Here is a 20510-nt window from a genome sequence, read left to right as displayed (position 1 = left end):
ACGTGCCCACCCTTGAGATCCGTGACCTGCACGTCGCCGTCGGCGACAAGGAGATCCTGCGCGGCGTCGACCTGACCGTCGGCGCGGGGGAGACCCACGCCATCATGGGGCCGAACGGCTCCGGCAAGTCGACCCTGGCCTACGCCGTAGCCGGTCACCCCAAGTACACGATCACGTCGGGCGCCGTGCTGCTCGACGGCGAGGACGTCCTGGAGATGTCCGTCGACGAGCGCGCCCGGGCCGGTCTGTTCCTCGCCATGCAGTATCCGGTCGAGGTGCCCGGCGTCAGCGTCTCCAACTTCCTGCGCTCGGCGATCACCTCGGTCCGCGGCGAGGCGCCCAAGCTGCGCCAGTTCGCCAAGGACCTGAAGGCCGGGATGGACGCGCTGTCCATGGACCCCGCCTTCGCCCAGCGCAACACCAACGAGGGCTTCTCCGGCGGTGAGAAGAAGCGCCACGAGATCCTCCAGCTCGAACTGCTCAAGCCGAAGATCGCGATCCTCGACGAGACCGACTCCGGCCTCGACATCGACGCGCTGCGCGTGGTGTCCGAGGGCATCAACAGGTTCCGCAGCGGCGACACCGGCGTGCTCCTGATCACGCACTACACCCGCATCCTGCGGTACGTGAAGCCCGACTTCGTCCACGTCTTCGCCGGCGGCCGGATCGTCGAGGAGGGCGGCCCCGAGCTCGCGGAGAAGCTGGAGGCCGAGGGGTACGAGTCCTACACGAAGGCATCGGCCTGATGACGAGCACCGACGTTCAGCCGACGGCCGGCACGGGCGGCCTCGACGTGGAGAGGATCAGGAAGGACTTCCCGATCCTCGCCCGCGAGCTGCCCGGCGGCCGCCCGCTGGTCTACCTCGACTCGGCGAACTCCTCGCAGAAGCCGGTCCAGGTGATCGACACGATGCGCGAGCATCTGATGTCGCACTACGGCAACGTCGGCCGGGCCCTGCACGCGCTGGGCAGCGAGTCAACCGAGGCGTACGAGTCGGCCCGCGACAAGATCGCCGCCTTCGTCGGCGCGCCGTCGCGGGAAGAGGTGATCTTCACCAAGAACGCCTCCGAGGCGATCAACCTGGTGGCGTACGCCTTCGGCAACCCGACGAACACCGACGAGCGGTTCCGCCTCGGCCCCGGCGACGAGATCGTCATCAGCGAGATGGAGCACCACTCCAACATCGTGCCGTGGCAGCTGCTCGCGCAGCGGACCGGCGCGACGCTGCGCTGGTTCCCGGTGACCGACGAGGGCCGCCTCGACATCACGGGCCTGGACGAGCTGGTGAACGAGCGCACCAGGATCGTGTCGATCGTGCACCAGTCGAACGTGCTGGGCACGGTCAACTCGGTCTCGCCGATCCTGGCCCGGGCCCGCGAGGTGGGCGCGCTGATGATGCTCGACGCGTCGCAGTCGGTGCCGCACCAGGCCGTCGACGTGCGCGAGCTCGGCGTCGACTTCCTGGCCTTCACCGGGCACAAGATGGTCGGTCCGTCCGGGATCGGCGTGCTGTGGGGCCGCCGGGAGCTGCTCGACGCGATGCCGCCGTTCCTCGGCGGCGGCGAGATGATCGAGGCGGTCTGGATGGACCGCTCGACCTACGCGCCGGTGCCGCACAAGTTCGAGGCGGGCACGCCGCCCATCGTCGAGGCGATCGGCCTGGGCGCGGCCGTCGACTATCTCACCTCGGTCGGCATGGACCAGGTCAAGCGGCACGAGCGGGCGCTCACCGCGTACGCGCTGGACGCGCTGGCGGAGATCCCGGGGCTCAGGATCATCGGCCCGCGCGGCGTGGTCGCCCGCGGCGGCACGGTCTCGTTCGTCCTCGACGGCATCCACCCCCATGACGTCGGACAGATCCTCGACGACGTGTACGGCATCGCGGTGCGGGTAGGCCACCACTGCGCCAGGCCGCTCCATCTGCGTTTCGGCATCCCGGCGACCACCCGCACGTCGTTCTACCTGTACAACACGACGGACGAGATCGACGCTCTGGTCCGCGGCCTCCACCACGTGCAGAAGGTGTTCGGCTGAGCCATGATCGCTGAATCCATGTACCAGGAACTGATCCTGGAGCACTACAAGCGCCCCCAGGGCCGGGGGCTGCGCGAGCCGTACGACGCGGAAGTGCACCACGTGAATCCGACCTGCGGCGACGAGGTCACGCTGCGGGTGAAGCTGGCCGACGGCGGCAAGGTGCAGGACGTCTCCTATGACGGCCAGGGCTGCTCGATCAGCCAGGCGGCCGCCTCGGTGCTGCACGATCTCGCCACGGGGTCCACGGTGGAGGAGTCGCTGGCGGTCGTCGACGAGTTCACCCGGCTGATGCAGGGCAGAGGCCAGGTCGAGGCCGACGAGGACGTGCTGGGCGACGCGGTGGCGTTCGCCGGGGTCGCGAAGTTCCCCGCCCGCGTCAAGTGCGCCCTGCTGGCGTGGATGGCCTACAAGGACGCGGTGTTGAGAAGCCAGGAGGCGATGTGAGCAAGCCGACGGAGACCCCGACGACCCTGACGACCCAGACCACCGCCGACGAGGGGGAGGTCTCCACCGAGGAGGTGCTGGAGGCGCTGCGGGACGTCGTCGACCCCGAACTGGGGATCAACGTCGTCGACCTCGGCCTCGTCTACGGGGTCAACCTCGACCCCGCCGGCGAGGGAGAGCTCCCGGTCGCGACGGTCGACATGACGCTGACCAGCGCGGCCTGTCCGCTGACCGACGTGATCGAGGACCAGGCCAACTCGGCGCTGGCCGACCTCACGTCGAGCGTCGTGATCAACTGGGTGTGGCTGCCGCCGTGGGGGCCGGACAAGATCACCGAAGACGGGCGCGAGCAGCTGCGCATGCTCGGCTTCAACGTCTGATCTCGCCCGGCCGCTCCGGCGTGCTCAGCCCTTCAGTCCGCTGAGCACGATGCCCCAGGGGTGAAATAGCGCTGGAAGACCAGGAAGAAGCCGATCGACGGCAGGAAGGCGAGCACGCCGCCCGCCAGGATCGCGCCCTGCTTCTGCGCGCCGGGGAAGTAGGAGTTGAGCCGGGCCGGCGCGACCGGGATGTTCGCCATCTCGTCGCTCTGCACGATGATCAGCGGCCAGAGGAAGTCGTTCCACTCCGCGAGCACGATGAAGATCGACATGGCGGCGAGGGCGGGGCGCAGCAGCGGCACGCCGGAATCCGGAGATCGTGCCAACGGAGATCGTCGCCTTAACCGGGTCAGACTCCTGTCGTCCGTACGGCTTCGGTAGCCTTGATCCGCGGGTCGAAGATCGCCTGGCCCCCGTACCCTCCGGCCCCCCCGGGAGACCACCGTGTTCGTTGACATGCCACTCGACCGGCTCAGGACCTACCTGCCCGAGCGGCGAGAGCCAGAGGACTTCGACGACTTCTGGTCGCGTACGCTGGCCGAGGCGCGTGAGCACGATCTCGGCGCCGAGTTCCGGCCGTACGCCACCGACCTCGCCATGATCGACGTTTTCGACGTGACCTTCTCCGGGTTCGGCGGCCATCCCGTCAAGGGGTGGCTGCTCCGGCCGGTCTCGGCGGCCCGCGGTGGCGCGCTGCCGTGCGTCGTGGAGTTCGTCGGCTACAACGGAGGCCGCGGCCTGCCGCACGACTGGCTGCTGTGGCCCTCGGCCGGATACGCCACCTTCGTCATGGACACCCGTGGTCAGGGCGGCGGCTGGCGGACCGGCGACACCCCCGACCCGGCGCCCGGTCTCGGTCCCGAGGTTCCGGGCAAGCTCACCCAGGGCGTCTTCGACCCGGACGGTTACTATTACCGCAGGCTCTACACCGACGTGGTCCGCGCGGTCGAGGCGGCCCGATCCCACCCCGGCGTCGACGCCGACCGGATCATCGTGGCCGGCGGCAGCCAGGGCGGCGGCATGGCCCTGGCCGCCGCCGCGCTCGTCCCGGGGATCGCGCACGCCTTCGTCAACGTGCCGTTCATGTGCCACATCCGCCGGGCGGCGGAGATCACCGACGAGGAGCCCTACGCCGAGCTCGGCCGGTTCTGCGCCACGCAGCGCGCCCGGGTGGACGAGGTCTTCGCCACGCTCGACTACTTCGACGGGATGAACTTCGCGGTGCGCGCACGCACCCCCGCCCAGTTCTCCGTCGGCCTGCGCGACGGCGTCACCCCGGCCTCGACCGTCTTCGCCGCATACAACCACTACGCCGGGCCCAAGGACATCTCGGTCTGGCCCTTCAACGGGCACGAGGGCGGCGGGACCCGCCAGGCGCTGGAGATGCTCGGCATCGCCAGGAAGGTCTTCGGCTGAATCGGTCCGCTACCCTGAATGGACACGTACGACGACCCGAGAGAAACGATGAAGACCTTCGAAGAGCTGTACGCCGAACTGGCTGAAAAGGCGCGCACCCGGCCGGAGGGATCCGGCACCGTGGCCGCACTGGACGCCGGCGTTCATGCCATCGGCAAGAAGGTCGTGGAGGAGGCCGCCGAGAGCTGGATGGCGGCGGAGCACGAATCCACGGAGCGGACCGCCGAGGAGATCTCGCAGCTGCTCTACCACATCCAGGTCCTCATGCTGGCGCGCGGCATCGGGCTGGACGAGGTCTACAAGCATCTCTAGCCGCGACGGCCGTGGTCCGTCGCGGCTCGATGCGGGCCCCACCTCGTTCCATCCGACTCCTGAAGGGTTATCTCACGTCATGCTGCGTCTGGCCGTACCGAACAAGGGCGCGCTCACCGAGGCCGCCCAGGCGATGCTGAAGGAAGCCGGCTACCGGCAGCGCTCGGACAGCAAGGAGCTCGTGGTCGTCGACCCGGAGAACTCCTGCGAGCTGTTCTTCCTGCGTCCCAGGGACATCGCCGTCTACGTCGGCGAGGGCACGCTCGACGCCGGCATCACCGGCCGCGACATGCTGTTCGACTCCGGCGCCCCCGCCGAGGAGGTCATGCCGCTCGGGTTCGGGCGGTCGACGTTCCGCTTCGCCGCCGCCCCCGGGGCCTTCTCCCGCGTGTCGGAGCTCGCCGGGCTGCGGATCGCCACCTCGTACGCGGGACTGCTCGGCAAGTACCTCGCGGACGAGGGCGTCGACGCCCGAGTGATCAAGCTCGACGGGGCGGTCGAGACCGCGATAAGGCTGGGCGTGGCCGACGCGGTGGCCGATGTGGTCGAGACCGGCACCACGCTGCGCAACGTGGGGCTGGAGGCGTTCGGAGAGCCGATCGCCCACTCCGAGGCGGTGCTGATCAAGCGGGCCGGCGTGCCGGAGGAGAACGGCCTGGGGCAGCTCGTCCGCCGTCTCCAGGGCGTTCTGGTGGCCCGGGACTATGTGATGATCGACTACGACATCCGGGTCGAGCACATCGACGAGGCCATCGCGATCACCCCCGGCATGGAGGGGCCGACCGTCTCCCCGCTGCACCGCGAGGGCTGGGTCGCGGTCCGGGCGATGGTCCCGCGCAAGGGGCACCAGCGGGTGATGGACCGCCTGGCGGAGATCGGCGCCAAGGCCATCCTCGTCACCGCCATATTCGCCTGTCGGCTCTGAGCATTCGGCCGCCCGACGGCCCGGCGGGGCGCGCCGCGTCACGCCGGGACCGCCCGCCGTTGGCGTCAATGGCATTCGATGTTGTAGGGTGTCCTTTTGTTACGCCCGAAGCGACTTGAACGACGGTGTTCGTGACAGGGTCGCTCGTGAAGACATGGGCGAATCGCGTGGCACTGCGTCCGACGCAGTAGCCCCACCCTCCGGCCAGGTCGCATTTCCGGTTCACCCCTGCGTCCGATTCCGGTAGGGCAAGACAGCAGATGTCCCGGCTCGTCCTTTCGCAGAAGTGACGTGCCCCCGCGTTCCGACGCGTTCGCTTCGATGAAAGGCACGACCTCGTGACCATGCTCGACGCTGGCCATATCCTTTCCGCCTCCGACTCCGACTCCGACTCCACGTCCGACTCCACGTCCGGCTCCACGTTCGCGGCGCTCGGGCTGCCCCGGCCGCTCGTGACCGCGCTGGCCAGGGAGGGCATCACCACGCCGTTCCCCATCCAGGAGGCGGCCATTCCCGACGCGCTCGCCGGCCGCGACGTGCTGGGCCGGGGCCAGACCGGCTCGGGCAAGACCCTCGCCTTCGGCCTGCCGACGATGGCCCGCGTCGCGGGTGAGCGCGCAGCCCCCCGGCGGCCGCGCGCCCTCGTCCTCGTGCCCACGCGCGAGCTGGCCCTGCAGGTCGCCGACACCCTGGAGCCGCTCGGCCGAGGTCTGTCGCTCCGTACCAAGATCGTCGTCGGCGGCATGCCGATGGGACGGCAGATCGAGGCGCTCCGCCGCGGCGTCGACATCGTCGTGGCCACGCCCGGGCGCCTGACCGACCTCATGCGGCAGGGCGAGTGCTCGCTCGAGGACGTCGAGGTCACCGTGCTCGACGAGGCCGACCACATGTGCGATCTCGGCTTCTTCCCCGTGGTGAGCGCCATCCTCGACGCGACCCCGGCGGACGGCCAGCGCCTGCTCTTCTCCGCCACCCTCGACGGTGATGTGGACAAGCTGGTCCGGCGGTTCCTCACCGACCCGGTCACGCACTCGCCGGCGGAGGTGACCTCCCCGGTCGAGACCATGGAGCACCACCTCTTCCAGGTGCATCGGGACGACAAGATGGACGTCACCGCCGAGATCGCCAACCGTGAGGGCCGTACGATCCTGTTCGCCCGCACCCAGCGCGGGGTGGACCGGATCGTCAAGCAGCTCGCCAGGGTGGGGGTCCGCGCCGGCGGACTGCACGGCGGCAAGCGGCAGAACCAGCGGACCCGCATCCTCGACGAGTTCCGCGAGGGCAAGGTGACCGTCCTGGTCTGTACGGACGTCGCCGCCCGCGGCATCCACGTCGACGACGTCAGCCTCGTGCTGCACGTGGATCCGCCGGCGGATCACAAGAGCTACCTCCACCGTGGCGGCCGTACCGCCCGCGCCGGGGAGCGCGGCAGCGTCGTGACGCTCGTCATGCCGGACGAGCGCCGCTCCATCAACGCGATGACCCGGCGGGCGGGCATCACCCCGACGTGGCACCGTGTCCGGCCCGGCGACGAGGTCCTCGGCGGGATCACCGGTGCGCGGCGGCCCAGCGGCGAGGCCATCTCCGTGTGGCAGCCCGAGGCCGGCAGGCCGCCGCACCCGCGCCGTGAGGGCCGGTCGACCGACCGCCGCCCGCGTTCCTTCTCACGGCGGCGGGGCTCCGACGGCGGGAAGAACCGCGGCCGGGAGGCCGGCGGGTTCCGCGGCTCAGGGACCCCGCACGGCCGCTGACCGCCGACCCCTGCCGACCAGCGGTGACCATCGGTGACCGCTGGTCGCACCCTCCTCGTCAGAGGAAATAGCGCAGCCAGACATAGCCCCACGCCATCAGCAGGCTCAGCGCGGTCACGAAGATTCCGTACCGGGTGAACTGCCAGAAGCTGATGTTGTGACCGGTGCGGGTGGCGATGCCGAGCGCGACGATGTTGGCGCTGGCCGCCACCGCGGTGCCGTTGCCGCCGAAGTCGGCCCCCAGCGCGAAGGACCACCACAGCGCCTGTCCGATCTGCGGATCGGCGGTCTGCGCGACCAGGCCCTCGACGATGGGCGCCATGACGGTGGCGTAGGGGATGTTGTCGAAGAAGGCGCCCAGCACGCCGGAGCCGAACAGCAGCGTCGTGGCGGTGAGGAAGTGGTTGCCGCCGAGCACGCCGACCACCCAGCCGCCGACGGTCTCGATGACACCGGTGTGCACCAGCCCGGCGACCATCACGAACAGGCCCATGAAGAAGACCAGCGTGGGCCACTCGACCTCGCGCAGCACCTCCGAGACGTCCGTGCGGGCCACCAGCATCATCACCCCGGCGCCCACCAGAGCGACGATCGCCGGCTCCAGCGGCAGCACGGAGTGCAGGCAGAACGCGAGGATGACCACGCCGAGCACGATCATGCATCGGATGAGCAGCCGCCGGTCGGTGATGGCGCGCCGCTCCTGCAGGGCCATCACCGACGCCACGTGCTCGGGGTTGTACTGGAACGCGTTGCGGAACAGCACCCGGGTGAACAGGACGAACGTCGCGAAGATGATGACGACGATCGGCGTCATGTGGACGAGGAAGTCGTTGAACGTCAGCCCGGCGCGGCTGGCGATGATGATGTTGGGCGGGTCGCCGATGAGCGTCGCCGCTCCGCCGATGTTGGACGCGAGCACCTCGGCGATGAGGTACGGCTGGGCCGGGATGCGCAGCCGGTCGCAGACCACCACCGTGACCGGCGCGACGAGCATGATCGTGGTGACGTTGTCGAGGAACGGCGAGGCGATCGCGGTGATGGTCATCAGCATGACCATCAGCCGGTACGGCTGCCCTTTCGACTTCTTCGCCGCCCAGATCGCGAGGTAGTCGAAGATCCCCGTCTGCTTGATGATGCCGACGATGATCATCATGCCCAGCAGCAGGAATACAACGTTCCAGTCGATGCCGGCATGTTCGGAGAAGAACACCTCGCTGCCGGGGATCAGCCCCAGTACGGCCATCAGGCCGGCGGCGATCAGCACCACCTTGACTTTGTTCGCCTTCTCGGTGGCGATGAAGAAGAAGGCGACCAGGAAGATCGCTAGGGAGGCGATCGCGCTCATCGACGGCCCCCCGGCGGCGCGGCCGGAGCCGACCCGGTCACTGCGGTACCGGTCTGTACGGACACGAACCGTAGGGGTATGGCGAAAACAGGCATGGTGCGGCAAGGCATGACAGGCCTCCTGACGTCGGGCACGTTGTGGCGAGGCGGGACGAGGCGGAGCGGCCCGGTGGGTCAGGTACCCGGGGTGAACAGCGCCAGACTGGTCAGCAACCGTTCCAGGGTGATCGCCCCGGCCAGCCTGCCGTCGGGGGTGACGACGGCCACGAGCGGGTTGCGCAACTGGATCATCATCGCGGCCACTTCGAGCAGGGTCGCGTCGAGTGAGACCGTGACCGGTTTGACCAGTGGACGCGGCAGGCAGTCGCCCACCGACAGGTCGCCGAGGTCCTGGGAGAAGGCGTCGGCGTAGGCCTCGTCGACGATCCGGGTGAGAGAGGGATCCTCGTGGTACGCCCGGGGGATCGCGAGCCGCAGTACGTCCGTGCCCGAGAGCACCGCCCCCGGCCGCCCGGCCTCGTCGACGACGATCAGGCCGGGCATCCGGTTCAGCGCCATGATCTGGAAGGCCTTGGTGACCCGGTCGTCGATGGTGACCGTGGGGGGCTTCATGGCGATATCGCGTGCTTGCACGGTGCTTTTCCGTTCAGGGGCGGCGGGGTTCCGCTCGGTGACGACGGTGCCGGTCGCCCGGTCGTTCGGGGTCGTCGCCGGCGCGCTCACGACGTCGTTCCGGCGATCTGTGCCGTTTCGCTGATTTGGGCGACGCGGCGCTCGAGGACGGCGACCCGATCGGCGATGGGCCGGCTGTGCAGGATCTCGGCGAGCTGGTCGGCCTCGTCCTGCTCGAGTGCGATGCTCTGCAGTGGTTCGTCCGACCCGGCCGCGTAGACGAGGAGACGGTACCGGCCGGTCCTGTCCGAGAGGACGCCGAAACGCTGTCCTCCTCGGGTGACACACTGATGTATGGTGCCGGTGCCGGGCACAGCCGTGCGGGAGACGCGCACGCAGAGATACCTCCGTTCCGACCTTCCGTTGGTCGCCGATCCTTACCGCGGGTGATACCGGACGGTTCCGGCCCCACAGTCCATTTTCGACGGCGGCGCGGCTGTCCGCCATCGGGTCTGGCACCCATTTCGGCGGGGGTCTGACCTGCAATCTCCGGCCGAGATGGGAGAGAACCCCCATGGACATCCGGGTTTCACGGGACTAGGAAGGACTGCGGAAGGGAGGAAGGGCGCCTGCGCGCCCGCCCGAAGGGCGGGCCGGGGAGGCCAGGACCCCGATGAGCCACTCCAACGACCGGCGGCCGCGGCAGGCCGCCAGACGTTCGCGGACGCCCGCGCGGGCGCTGTTCTGGCGGCTGTTCGCGATCAACGGGTTCGTGTTCACGGTCGGCACGCTCGTGCTCGCGCTGTCGCCCGCCACGGTGTCCTCCATGGTCCGGCCGGCCGAGCTGCCGGTCCTGACGATCGGGCTGACACTGATCATCACCGCCAACGCGCTGCTGCTGCGGGCCAGCCTGGCCCCGCTGGACGCGCTCACCACGCTCATGCAGCGCGTCGACCTGCTGGAATCGGGGGATCGGCTCGCCGACAGCGGCACCGGAGACCTCTCCCACCTGATCGGCACGTTCAACGCGATGCTCGACCGGCTCGAATCGGAGCGCAGCGCGAGCAGCGCGCACGCGCTGGCGGCACAGGAGGGAGAGCGGCAGCGCATCGCGCGCGAGCTGCACGACGAGATCGGGCAGAGCCTCACCGTGGCGCTGCTGAGTCTCAAACGCGTCGTCGACCGGGCGCCGGAGGAACTGCGCGAGGACCTGCGCGCCGCGCAGGAGACGGTCCGCTCCAGCCTCGACGAGGTGCGCCAGGTGGCCCGCAGGCTGCGTCCCGGCGTGCTCGAAGACCTCGGGCTGCAGAGCGCGCTGAGCGCGCTGAGCAGCGAGTTCTCCCAGGCCAACCAGGTCTCGATCTCGCGGAAGGTCGATCCGGTCCTGCCCGATCTCAGCGAGGACGTGGAGTTGGTCATCTACCGGATCGCGCAGGAGAGCCTGACCAATGTGGCCAGGCACGCCCACGCCGACCATGTGGAGCTGTCGCTGACCGTGGGCGACGGCGACCTGATCCTGCGCGTCACCGACGACGGACGCGGCGGCGCCCGGCACGAGGGCGCCGGCATCCGCGGCATGCGGGAGCGCGCCCACCTCATCGGCGCGCGCCTGACCATCGCGTCCCCGCCCGGCGCCGGCACGGACGTACGTCTGGTCATACCCATCGAGGCCGAACGGAGCCGAACGCGGTGAACACCTCAGCTGAGCCGAGCACGGAGACGGCCAAGACCCGCATCCTGCTGGCGGACGACCACGCCCTGGTACGGCACGGGCTGCGCCTGATCCTCGACGCCGAGCCCGACCTCGTGGTCGTGGCCGAGGCGGCGGACGGCGCCGCGGCCGTCGAGGCGATCTCGGGCGGGGGCATCGATCTGGCCATCCTCGACATCGCGATGCCCCGGATGACCGGGATCCAGGCGGCCAGGGAGATCAGCCGGCGGGCGCCCGGCGTCCGCATCCTGATCCTGTCCATGTACGACAACGAGCAGTACTTCTTCGAGGCGCTCAAGGCGGGGGCCTCGGGCTATGTGCTGAAGTCGGTGGCCGACCAGGACCTGCTGGAGGCGTGCCGGGCTGCCGTGCGCGGCGAGCCGTTCCTCTATCCGGGGGCGGTCACCGCGCTCATCCGCGACTATCTGCACCGTGCCCGGCAGGGCGAGCAGATGCCCGAGAGCATCCTGACGCCGCGTGAGGAGGAGATCGTCAAGCTGATCGCCGAGGGCAACTCCGCCAAGCAGATCGCCGAGACGTTGTTCATCAGCGTCAAGACCGTCGACCGGCACCGGGCGAACATCCTGCAGAAGCTCGGCATGCGCGACCGGCTGGAGCTGACCCGCTACGCCATCCGCGCCGGCCTCATCGAGCCCTGATCGCCCCCACCCCCTCATGGCCATGATCTTGAGAGCAAGATCACCAAGCGGGTCTGCGCACGTCGGACCGCATTCCTGCGAGAAAGTGCAAGATCAGCGAAAAAGTTCAGGCAGGTCATGCGGGTGGGGTGCGAGAAAGCGCAAGATCACGGCAATGGGGGTGGGGTAGCCTGACCTGTCATGGCGGCGCGACCGGCGGCGGGTGGGGGCAGGTGGGTCTCGGTGACCCCCGAGCGGCTCGCCCGGTGGATCGACGGCTTCGCCGTACGCCACGGGGCCGTCGCGACCACCGTCACCGACGACGTGGTGCGGCTGGAGGCGGCCGACGGTTCGGTGGCCGAGTGCCGGGTCCCGTTCCCGCCGCTGCGGGGAGATCTGGTCGGGCACGCGTCCCGGGAGCGGACGGTGGGGGTCCTGCTGGTACGGCTCGGCGGCTACGCGGCCGGGGTGTTCACCGGGGCGCGGCTGGTCGCCTCGAAGGTCGGATCGCGGCCGGTGCACGGGCGCAGCGCGGCCGGCGGCTGGTCGCAGCAGCGCTTCGCCCGGCGCAGGGAGAAGCAGTCGGCCGAGGCCCTCGGCGCAGCGGCCGACGCCGCCTTCCGGGTGCTCGTGCCGTACGTCGCGGAGCTCGACGCGGTCGTGCTCGGCGGCGACCGGCGCGCGGTCGCCGAACTGCGCGGTGACCGGCGGCTGGCGCCGCTGTTCGCGCTCGAGGCCGAGCCGTTCCTGACCGTGCCCGACCCCAGGCGCGGCGTGCTCGAGGGGACTCCCGCGATGTTCCGCGGTGTGCGCATCCGCGTCGTCGAGACCGGTTCCGGGCCGTCCTGATCGCCGGCGTTCATCGGGATCGAGGCAGCGGAGCGGGCGGGAACGAGGACCGCACGCGAAAGCCCGCCGGAGCGGGCTGCACAGTGGACCGGAGCTTCCCCCTGGCGCATCCCGGGCCCCGCGGAGATTCCGAGCCTGCGAGGAATCTTCGTGGGTGGAGGGACCGGGCTTCAGCCGAGGTTCGTGATCGGCGCCGGCGACAGGCCGGGCCGATAATCACGTTCGGCTCGTGGCGGCCGGCGACTACAATGGCGGGCATGCGCGCTCCCGACTGATCGGCACATGCGCCGATCCCCTTCGAAATTTCCTCACGGGAGTGTCCCCATTCATGATCATCGCTACTGACGTCGAACTGCGCGCGGGATCCCGGCTGCTCATCGAGGGCGCCTCCTTCCGGGTCAACCCCGGCGACAAGATCGGACTGGTCGGCCGCAACGGGGCCGGCAAGACCACGCTCACCCGGGTCCTCGCCGGTGAGGGCCTGCCGGCGGCCGGGACCGTGAGCGCCACCGGCAGCATCGGCTACCTGCCCCAGGATCCGCGCACCGGCGACCTGGCGGTGCTCGCCCGCGACCGCATCCTGTCGGCCCGGGGACTGGACGAGGTGCTGCGCGAGCTGCGCGAGGCCGAGCTCGGCATGGCCTCGGCCGACACCCGGACGCGCGACAAGGCGGTACGCGCCTACGGCCGCCTGGAGGACCGCCTGCACGTGCTCGGCGGCTACGCGGCCGAGGCGGAGGCCGCCTCGATCGCCTCCAGCCTCGGGCTGCCCGACCGGGTCCTGCGGCAGCCGCTGGAGACCCTGTCGGGCGGGCAGCGCAGGCGGGTGGAGCTGGCCCGGATCCTGTTCAGCGGAGCCGAGACTCTCCTGCTTGACGAGCCCACAAACCACCTCGATGCGGACTCAATCGGGTGGCTTCGGGATTTTTTGCGCTCACACCAGGGCGGCTTGGTGATCATCAGCCACGACGTAAACCTTCTTGAAGCGACGGTAAACCGGGTTCTGCACCTCGACGCCAACCGCTGCGTGATCGACACCTACAACGTCGGCTGGAAGGCGTACCTGACGCAGCGGGAGACCGACGAGAAGCGCCGCAAGCGCGAGCGGGTCAACGCCGAGCGGCAGGCCTCGGCGCTGCTGTCGCAGGCGGACCGCATGCGGGCGAAGGCCACCAAGGCCAAGGCGGCGCAGGACATGGAGCGCCGGGCCCGCCGCCTGCTGTCGGGCGTCGAGGGCGAGCGGCGGGCCGACCGGGTCGCCAAGCTGCGCTTCCCCGAGCCCGCTCCGTGCGGCAGGACGCCGCTGACGGCGCACGGCCTGTCCAAGTCGTACGGCTCGCTGGAGGTCTTCACCGACGTCGACGCGGCCGTCGACCGGGGATCCCGCATCGTCATCCTGGGCCTGAACGGCGCCGGCAAGACCACCCTGCTGCGCCTGCTCGCCGGGATCGAGAAGCCCGACACCGGCGAGGTACGGCCCGGCCACGGCCTGAAGATCGGCTACTACGCCCAGGAGCACGAGACCCTCGACCCGGAGCGCACGGTCCTGGAGAACATGCGCTCGGCCGGGCCCGATCTCGTCGAGGTCGAGCTGCGCAAGGTGCTCGGCTCGTTCCTGTTCTCCGGCGACGACGTGGACAAGCCGGCCGGGGTGCTGTCGGGCGGTGAGAAGACACGGCTCGCCCTTGCCACGCTGGTGCTGTCGAGCGCCAACGTGCTGCTGCTCGACGAGCCTACCAACAACCTCGATCCGGCGTCACGGGAGCAGGTTCTGGCGGCCCTCGGCTCGTACGCCGGTGCGATCGTGCTGGTCACCCATGATGAGGGTGCCGTCGAGGCGCTGCGGCCGGATAGGGTGATTTTGCTGCCGGACGGAGTCGAAGACGCGTGGAGTGACGAATTTTCCGATCTTGTGGCACTCGCCTGATCTTAATTTGAGCGGGTAGGGATCTTTTCCCGCGGAGTAGGTAGCCGATCTCGCCGAAATGACTGATCATGGCGTGAGTAACGCTGCGGAAGTCTGGCACTACAGGAGGTACTCGTGGCCGAGACTCTCAAGAAGGGCACCCGGGTGACCGGGGCCGACCGTGAAAAGCTGGCCAACGATCTGAAGAAGCGCTATGCCGCGGGTGAGAGCATCCGCGCTCTGGCGGCTTCCACCGGCCGGTCGTACGGGTTCATCCACCGCATCCTCAGCGAGTCGGGAGTGACTCTGCGCGGGCGCGGCGGTGCGACCCGGGGCAAGTCCAAGCGCTAGCGATCCACCTCAAGACGCGCGACCGCAGCCGCTCGTTCCAGTAGCCGGAGTGGTCGCGTCCGAGCCGCCAGAATGAGATTCGGTAGGCTCGGGCGCGACCGCGGAGACAGGGGAGCGCGAGCGACGGCACGTACGGAATGTGTACGGGCCTGGCGCGCACGGACGGGACGCCGCACCGGACCCGGCCGTGTGTGAGGCGAGCGAACGCCCACCGAAGGCAGGAGCGAGCAGCGATGGCGGAAGCGGTAACTGGGGGGAGCGGACTGCGCTTCGAGATGGACGGCGAGATCGCGACCGTCACCTTGAACCGGCCGGAGAAGCGGAACGCACAGACGTTCGCCACCTGGTCGGCTCTGGCCCGGATAGGAGAAGACCTTCCGGAGCAGGTGCGAGTGGTCGTGGTCCGAGGCGAGGGGCCGTCCTTCTCGTCGGGCCTCGATCTGGGCATGTTCGCCCCGGAACCCGAGCCGCCCGCTCAGCATCCCGAGCCCGCTCAGCATCGTGGGACCGAGCGGGTGCCCGGGACGGATTCGTTCGCCGCGGCGGCGGCGCGCGGCGATGCCGAACTGCGTCGGCTGATCGCCGAGGCCCAGCGCGGCTTTCTCTGGCTGCGCCGGCCTGACATCGTGTCCATCGCGGCCGTGCAGGGCCACGCCATCGGCGCGGGTTTCCAGCTCGCGCTCGCGTGCGACCTGCGGATCGTCGCGGACGACGTCATGTTCTGCATGAAGGAGCCCGCGCTCGGGCTGGTCCCCGACCTGACGGGGACCAAGCCGCTGGTCGACATCGTCGGGGTGCCACGGGCCATCGAGATCTGCCTGACCGCACGCGTCGTCGGCGCGGCCGAGGCGCTGCGGCTCGGCCTGGCGGAGCTGGCGGTGCCCCCGGACGAGCTGGGCCGGGCCGTACGAGACCTGACGGCGGCGCTGCTGGCCGTCGACCGGGAGGCGGCGACCGCCACCAAGCGCCTGCTGCAGGGCGCGCCGCAGCGGACGCTGGAGGAGCAGGCCGCCGCGGAGCGAGCCGAACAGGCGGCCCGCATCAGGTCACTGTTCGCTGGAAGCTGATGATGGAATCGGGCGCCTTCCCTCGATGCTGCATCTCCCGGGAGGATGGCGACATATGGCGATGATGGGCGGCGGTTACGGCTTCGAGGCGTTACGATCCCTGCGGCGCGACAGCTCGGTGACCAGCCAGCGGCTGGCGCCGGGGACGGTACGCCGCATAGCGGGGTACGCGCAGCCGTTCAAATGGCAGATCACGGGGTTCCTGGCGCTGGTCGTGATCGGATCGGTCATCGCGGTGGCCAATCCGCTGCTGATGAAGGCGATCATCGACGACGGCATCAGGCCGCGGCGCACCGACCTCGTGATCTGGCTCGCCGTGGCCATCGCCGCCCTGGCCGTCGTGGACGCCGGGCTGACCCTCGTCCAGCGATGGTACTCGGCGAGGATCGGCGAGGGCCTGATCTACAACCTGCGCACCGAGGTCTTCGACCACGTGCAGCGCATGCCGGTGGCGTTCTTCATGCGCGCCCAGACCGGTGCGCTGGTCTCCCGGCTGAACAGCGACGTCATCGGGGCGCAGCGGGCCCTCACCAGCACGCTGTCGTCGGTGGTCTCCAACGTGGTCAGCCTGATCATGGTGCTCGGCGCGATGCTCGTGCTGTCCTGGCAGATCACGCTGGTCGCGCTCGTCCTGCTGCCGATCTTCATCTTCCCGGCCAAATGGGTCGGCCGGCGCATGTCGGCGCTCACCCGCGAACAGCTCGAGCTCGACGCGGAGATGAGCTCGGTGATGACCGAGCGGTTCAACGTGGCCGGGGCCACGGTCGCCAAGCTGTACGGCAGGCCCGCCGACGAGGCGGCCCACTTCGGGCATCGGGCCGGGCGGGTCCGCGACGTCGGGGTCACGGTCGCGATGTACGGGACAGTGTTCCGGGTCGCGCTCGGCCTGGTCGCCGCGCTCGCGACCGCACTCGTCTACGGCCTCGGCGGCGTGTTCGCCGTGTCGGGGACGCTCGAACTCGGCACGCTGGTCGCCCTGGCGTCCCTGCTCATGCGCCTGTACGGCCCGCTGACCAGCCTGTCGAACGTCCACGTCGACGTGATGACCGCGCTGGTGAGCTTCGACCGGGTGTTCGAGGTGCTCGACCTCAAGCCGATGGTCGCCGAGCGGCCGGACGCCCGGCCGGTCCCCGAGGGACCGGTGGAGATCGAGTTCGACGACGTCAGGTTCCGCTATCCGGCGGCCTCGGAGGTCTCGCTCGCCTCCCTCGAGTCGGTGGCGCGGCCGGACACCGGGCCGTCGCAGGAGGTCCTGAAGGGCGTGTCGTTCACGGCCCGGCCGGGGGAGCTGGTCGCGCTGGTCGGCCACTCGGGGGCGGGCAAGACGACGATCACCTCCCTGGTCTCCCGTCTGTACGACGTCGACGAGGGCGCGGTCCGGATCAACGGCCTGGACGTACGGGACGCCACCCTCGACAGCGTCAGGGACACGGTCGGCGTGGTCATGCAGGACGCCCACCTGTTCCACGACACGATCGGCGCCAACCTGCGCTACGCCCGCCCGGAGGCCACCGACGAAGAGATCTGGGCCGCGCTGCGGGCCGCGCAGATCGCCGAACTGGTCGAGGGCCTGCCCGAGGGGCTGGAGACGGTCGTGGGAGATCGGGGCTACCGGCTGTCGGGCGGGGAGAAGCAGCGCATCGCGCTGGCCCGCCTGCTGCTGAAGGCGCCGCGGGTCGTCGTGCTCGACGAGGCGACCGCCCACCTGGACTCCGAGTCCGAGGCGGCGGTGCAGAAGGCGCTGAAGACCGCGCTGCGCGGCCGGACCTCGCTGGTGATCGCCCACCGCCTGTCCACCATCCGCGAGGCCGACACGATCCTGGTGATCGAGGACGGGCGGGTGGCCGAGCGCGGCGGTCACGAGGAACTGCTCCGGCGCGACGGGGCCTACGCCGAGCTCTACCGTACGCAGTTCTCCGGTGACGTCTCCGGCGATGGGGTCAAGGGCGAGGCGGTCACCGGTAGCCGAGGCGCCTGAGCTCCTCGCGGGCCACCTTCTCCGCCAGTTCGGCGTCGGCGGCCGACAGCCGCTTACGCCAGCCGCCCGCCTTCGCGGAGTACAGGGCGATGGTGGAGATCTCGGCGCCGAGGAAGTCAGACACCGCCCCGATCGCCCGGCCGGGGGAGGCCACCATGTCCTCGTACCGCAGGGTCAGCAGCTGCTCGGCGGGCAGCTCGCGGCGGAGCGTCGCGCTGAGCCGTACGGCACTGCGCCACCGCAGCGCGCACTTGCCCGCCGCCGGCATGGCGTTCCACCGGTCCCGGTGCTCGGCCGAGCGCACGCCGAGGAACGGGCTGGGGAACTCGGCGTCATGCCCCAGCATGTGCGGCTTGAACCAGGCCAGGCACGCCGGGTCGGCCAGCATGTCGGCGACCACGTCGCGGCCGTCGCGGATGATCTGGATGAAGCGGGCGTCCGGGAACGCCTGCAGCAGCACCGGGGTGCTGTAGAGGAGATCGGGCCCGGCGTCGCCGAACCTGGTGAGCGAGCGCGCCGTCACGCAGGGCCCGGAACCGACGATGCCGCCCGCCTCCTTGCAGGCGGCGCCGCATTCGGCGCAGGCGTCGGGGACGACCTGCCAGGCCTCGGCCAGCGCGTCGCGCAGCACCCGGTGCGCGCCCCGGCTGCGGGCGATCGACGGCCGCCGGGCGAACGCGTACACGACCCGGGCCACCGGGGCGCGGCCCATGGTGACGTGGAAGCCGGGAGATCGTTTCAGGGCACGGCCGAGAAGGTCCGCGCCGGAGTGCGGAGCGGCGATCACGAACACCGGCTGCCGGACCTTGACGCCGTTGACCACGAGTATGTGCGTCGGAGGTCGCATAGATACGCTCAAGTCTGACACCCTTTGGGAGTGGAAGAGCGCATCACACGCGGGGCGGCGTCGTTCCCGCGGCGGCTGCGGCCGGGGGACAGGGTGGCGCTGGTGGCGCCCGCCGGTCCCGTCGACCCGGAGCGGCTCGCGCGCGGCCGTGACCTGCTCGCCGGGCTCGGCCTCGAGGTGGTGATCGGCGACCACGTCCTGGAGCGTGAGTGGTTTCTCGCCGGATCGGACGCCGGTCGCGCGGCCGACCTCCAGGATGCCTGGTGCGATCCGGGGATCGCCGCGGTGATCTGCGCACGCGGCGGCTACGGCACCACGCGGCTGCTGGACCTGCTCGACTGGGGCGCCATGGCGGCGGCCGACCCCAAGATCCTGCTGGGCTCCAGCGACATCACCGCGCTGCATCGGGCGTTCGGCCGGCGGCTGGGCGTAGCGACGCTGTTCGGCCCGATGCCCGCGACCGCCCTGCTCGGCGGCCCGGGGGGACCGGACCAGGTCACGTTCGCGCACCTGAAGGAGGTCCTGTTCGAGGGCGGACGGCCCGGGCCGATCGTCGGCGACCGCCTGCTCGTGCCCGGACGCGCCGGTGACGGGGTGATCCGCGGTCCCGTCGTCGGGGGCAACCTGGCCCTGCTCGCCGCGCTGTGCGGGACGCCGTACGAACTGCGCGCCGAGGGGTGCGTCGTGCTGCTGGAGGACGTGACCGAGGAGCCGTACCGGATCGACCGCATGCTGACCCAGCTCCGGCAGGCCGGGTGCCTCGACGGGGCGCTGGGCTTCGCACTCGGGTCGTGGGTCGAGTGCGGCGACCCGCTGCCGGTGCTCGCGGAACGGCTCGCCCCGCTGGGCGTGCCGGTGATCGCCGGGCTCCCGGTGGGGCATGGTGCACCACAGCTGTGCGTGTGGATGGGGGCGGATGGGACTATTGTGACTGAATCGTATTCTTTGACCAGCATGTTCCGCGATCCGAGGGCGGCACCCTGAAACCCGGCCCGGAAGGTCCGGGCAGTGGCGAAGGGATGGTGCGTTGGGACTCTTGCGGCGACTGCTCGGCCGGCCCCGGGCCGATTCCCCCGCCCCGAGGCCCGTTGAGGACGTGGACCTCGACTCCCTGCTCGCCCTGGTCGCCGAGACCATGGGATTCACCTGCTCGTTCGCCCCTGACGGGACGTCCCTGACGCTGCGCTCGGCGGACCCGATCGTGGCCCGGGTGGTGAACCTCGTCGGCCTGCGCCGCGAGGCGGCCCGGCGCTCGCGCGAGGACTGGCCGATGCTGGTCTCCGAGCACCTGGCCCACTCGGTGTCCGGCGAGCCGTTCGACGCCTGCAACCTCGCGCCGATAAAGCCGCTGCTGCGCGCCCGGGTGCACGCGGCCGACGACCCCGCGATTCCCGACCCCTCCCGGATCATCGGCCGCCACCTCAGCGCCGACCTGATCGAGGTGCTCACCATCGGCACCCGCCCGGTCCGGCCGGAGGAGGCGTTCTGCTGGCCGATCCCGCCCGGCGAGGCACTGGACGTCGCGGTCGGCAACGCGCTGGCCGACGAGCGTCCCGCGGTGTCGCGGCTCGATCTCGGCGGGACCGGGGTGTCCCTGCTGTCCGCGCCGAGTGTCACCGCGCATCTGCGCCGCCTGGCCGAGCACGTGCTGGTGCCGAAGGACGGCGTGCTGGTCGCGATGCCGCACCGGGGGATCATGGCCGTCCATCCGGTGGCGGGCATCGAGGTGGTGCGCGCCATCGAGCGGCTGCGCGTGTTCGCCCAGCGGGAGTACGCCACCAGGGACGACGGCCTCACCCCGCACGTCTACTGGTGGCACCGCGACCGGCTCACCCGCATCCAGGCCGACCTGGTCGCCCGCGACGGCCAGACCCGTCTCGTCGTCACGCCCCCGCCGGCCTTCGCCCGCCTCCTCGCCCGCATCACCCGCCGGCCCTGACC

Annotated in this window: 22 protein-coding genes; 17 read left to right on the top strand and 5 right to left on the bottom strand. The window is 70.5% G+C overall.

Going from position 1 to position 20510, the window contains the following annotated elements; all coding sequences use genetic code 11:
* Positions 1-2 precede the first annotated feature (2 nt).
* Genes sufC through AP234_RS24900 form a run of 4 tightly spaced genes read left to right on the top strand, consistent with a single transcriptional unit; the run spans position 3 to position 2862 of the window.
* Entirely contained in the window at positions 3-746 is a 744-nt protein-coding gene (gene sufC / locus AP234_RS24915) for a Fe-S cluster assembly ATPase SufC (protein WP_055482147.1), read from the top strand.
* The gene (locus tag AP234_RS24910) at positions 746-2035 is read left to right on the top strand and encodes a cysteine desulfurase (RefSeq protein WP_055482146.1); all 1290 of its coding nucleotides are present in this window, start codon (positions 746-748) and stop codon (positions 2033-2035) included. The genes sufC and AP234_RS24910 overlap by 1 nt, the downstream gene beginning before the upstream one ends.
* Before the next feature lie 3 nt (positions 2036-2038).
* Positions 2039-2482, top strand: coding sequence for a Fe-S cluster assembly sulfur transfer protein SufU (gene sufU, locus AP234_RS24905; RefSeq protein WP_055482145.1), 444 nt, complete (start codon positions 2039-2041; stop codon positions 2480-2482).
* Positions 2479-2862, top strand: coding sequence for a metal-sulfur cluster assembly factor (locus tag AP234_RS24900; RefSeq protein WP_083502402.1), 384 nt, complete (start codon positions 2479-2481; stop codon positions 2860-2862). Before sufU ends, AP234_RS24900 begins: the two co-directional genes overlap by 4 nt.
* A gap of 32 nt (positions 2863-2894) precedes the next feature.
* Here the strand turns inward: AP234_RS24900 and AP234_RS24895 are convergent, their stop codons facing one another.
* A complete protein-coding gene (locus AP234_RS24895; RefSeq protein ID WP_152990607.1) occupies positions 2895-3188 on the bottom strand; it encodes a carbohydrate ABC transporter permease in 294 nt (97 codons plus the stop codon).
* A gap of 118 nt (positions 3189-3306) precedes the next feature.
* On the opposite strand from AP234_RS24895, the gene AP234_RS24890 reads away from it, so the two are divergent.
* The 4 genes from AP234_RS24890 (at position 3307) to AP234_RS24875 (ending at position 7266) form a co-directional block, all read left to right on the top strand.
* Positions 3307-4278, top strand: coding sequence for an acetylxylan esterase (locus tag AP234_RS24890; protein ID WP_055482143.1), 972 nt, complete (start codon positions 3307-3309; stop codon positions 4276-4278).
* A 48-nt stretch (positions 4279-4326) separates the two neighbouring features.
* Positions 4327-4590: a phosphoribosyl-ATP diphosphatase gene (locus AP234_RS24885; protein ID WP_055482215.1), complete on the top strand. Its 264-nt coding sequence runs from the start codon at positions 4327-4329 to the stop codon at positions 4588-4590.
* Positions 4591-4669: 79 nt separating this feature from the next.
* On the top strand, positions 4670-5515 hold the full coding sequence (gene hisG / locus AP234_RS24880; protein ID WP_055482142.1) for an ATP phosphoribosyltransferase: 846 nt from the start codon (positions 4670-4672) through the stop codon (positions 5513-5515).
* A gap of 344 nt (positions 5516-5859) precedes the next feature.
* Entirely contained in the window at positions 5860-7266 is a 1407-nt protein-coding gene (locus AP234_RS24875; protein ID WP_083502413.1) for a DEAD/DEAH box helicase, read from the top strand.
* Positions 7267-7324: 58 nt separating this feature from the next.
* Here the strand turns inward: AP234_RS24875 and AP234_RS24870 are convergent, their stop codons facing one another.
* From AP234_RS24870 to AP234_RS24860, 3 genes are all read right to left on the bottom strand, one after another.
* The gene (locus AP234_RS24870) at positions 7325-8611 is read right to left on the bottom strand and encodes an SLC13 family permease (RefSeq protein WP_055482141.1); all 1287 of its coding nucleotides are present in this window, start codon (positions 8609-8611) and stop codon (positions 7325-7327) included.
* A 173-nt stretch (positions 8612-8784) separates the two neighbouring features.
* On the bottom strand, positions 8785-9333 hold the full coding sequence (locus AP234_RS24865) for a CBS domain-containing protein (protein ID WP_235558360.1): 549 nt from the start codon (positions 9331-9333) through the stop codon (positions 8785-8787).
* On the bottom strand, positions 9330-9617 hold the full coding sequence (locus AP234_RS24860) for a hypothetical protein (RefSeq protein WP_055482140.1): 288 nt from the start codon (positions 9615-9617) through the stop codon (positions 9330-9332). Before AP234_RS24860 ends, AP234_RS24865 begins: the two co-directional genes overlap by 4 nt.
* A gap of 278 nt (positions 9618-9895) precedes the next feature.
* On the opposite strand from AP234_RS24860, the gene AP234_RS24855 reads away from it, so the two are divergent.
* The 7 genes from AP234_RS24855 to AP234_RS24825 all read left to right on the top strand — a co-directional run bounded on the left by AP234_RS24855 (position 9896) and on the right by AP234_RS24825 (position 17722).
* The gene (locus AP234_RS24855) at positions 9896-10915 is read left to right on the top strand and encodes a HAMP domain-containing sensor histidine kinase (RefSeq protein WP_055482139.1); all 1020 of its coding nucleotides are present in this window, start codon (positions 9896-9898) and stop codon (positions 10913-10915) included.
* On the top strand, positions 10912-11592 hold the full coding sequence (locus AP234_RS24850; RefSeq protein ID WP_055482138.1) for a response regulator: 681 nt from the start codon (positions 10912-10914) through the stop codon (positions 11590-11592). The genes AP234_RS24855 and AP234_RS24850 overlap by 4 nt, the downstream gene beginning before the upstream one ends.
* A 180-nt stretch (positions 11593-11772) precedes the next feature.
* Positions 11773-12420, top strand: a complete 648-nt coding sequence (locus AP234_RS24845) for an acVLRF1 family peptidyl-tRNA hydrolase (RefSeq protein WP_055482137.1) — start codon at positions 11773-11775, stop codon at positions 12418-12420.
* Positions 12421-12748: 328 nt separating this feature from the next.
* Complete coding sequence (locus tag AP234_RS24840; protein ID WP_055482136.1) at positions 12749-14347, top strand: ABC-F family ATP-binding cassette domain-containing protein; 1599 nt, start codon at positions 12749-12751, stop codon at positions 14345-14347.
* Positions 14348-14461: 114 nt separating this feature from the next.
* Entirely contained in the window at positions 14462-14677 is a 216-nt protein-coding gene (locus tag AP234_RS24835) for a helix-turn-helix domain-containing protein (protein WP_055482135.1), read from the top strand.
* Between the two features lie 233 nt (positions 14678-14910).
* Complete coding sequence (locus AP234_RS24830; RefSeq protein ID WP_055482134.1) at positions 14911-15744, top strand: enoyl-CoA hydratase/isomerase family protein; 834 nt, start codon at positions 14911-14913, stop codon at positions 15742-15744.
* Between the two features lie 55 nt (positions 15745-15799).
* Complete coding sequence (locus AP234_RS24825) at positions 15800-17722, top strand: ABC transporter ATP-binding protein (RefSeq protein WP_055482133.1); 1923 nt, start codon at positions 15800-15802, stop codon at positions 17720-17722.
* On the opposite strand, the gene AP234_RS24820 is transcribed toward AP234_RS24825, so the two are convergent.
* Positions 17700-18581 carry a sulfotransferase family protein gene (locus AP234_RS24820; protein ID WP_431999109.1) on the bottom strand — a complete coding sequence of 294 codons (882 nt, stop codon included), beginning with the start codon at positions 18579-18581 and terminating at the stop codon, positions 17700-17702. The genes AP234_RS24825 and AP234_RS24820 overlap by 23 nt on opposite strands.
* Positions 18582-18599: 18 nt before the next feature.
* Between AP234_RS24820 and AP234_RS24815 the strand changes: the two genes are divergently transcribed.
* Together AP234_RS24815 and AP234_RS24810 are read left to right on the top strand one after the other, a co-directional pair.
* Positions 18600-19553, top strand: coding sequence for a S66 peptidase family protein (locus tag AP234_RS24815; RefSeq protein ID WP_235558359.1), 954 nt, complete (start codon positions 18600-18602; stop codon positions 19551-19553).
* Positions 19554-19596: 43 nt separating this feature from the next.
* On the top strand, positions 19597-20508 hold the full coding sequence (locus AP234_RS24810) for a hypothetical protein (protein WP_235558358.1): 912 nt from the start codon (positions 19597-19599) through the stop codon (positions 20506-20508).
* Positions 20509-20510 lie beyond the last annotated feature (2 nt).

This window comes from Sphaerimonospora mesophila, from assembly GCF_001417795.1.
Classification (GTDB): Bacteria; Actinomycetota; Actinomycetes; order Streptosporangiales; family Streptosporangiaceae; genus Sphaerimonospora; species Sphaerimonospora mesophila.
This window is presented reverse-complemented; position numbering and strand designations above follow the sequence as displayed.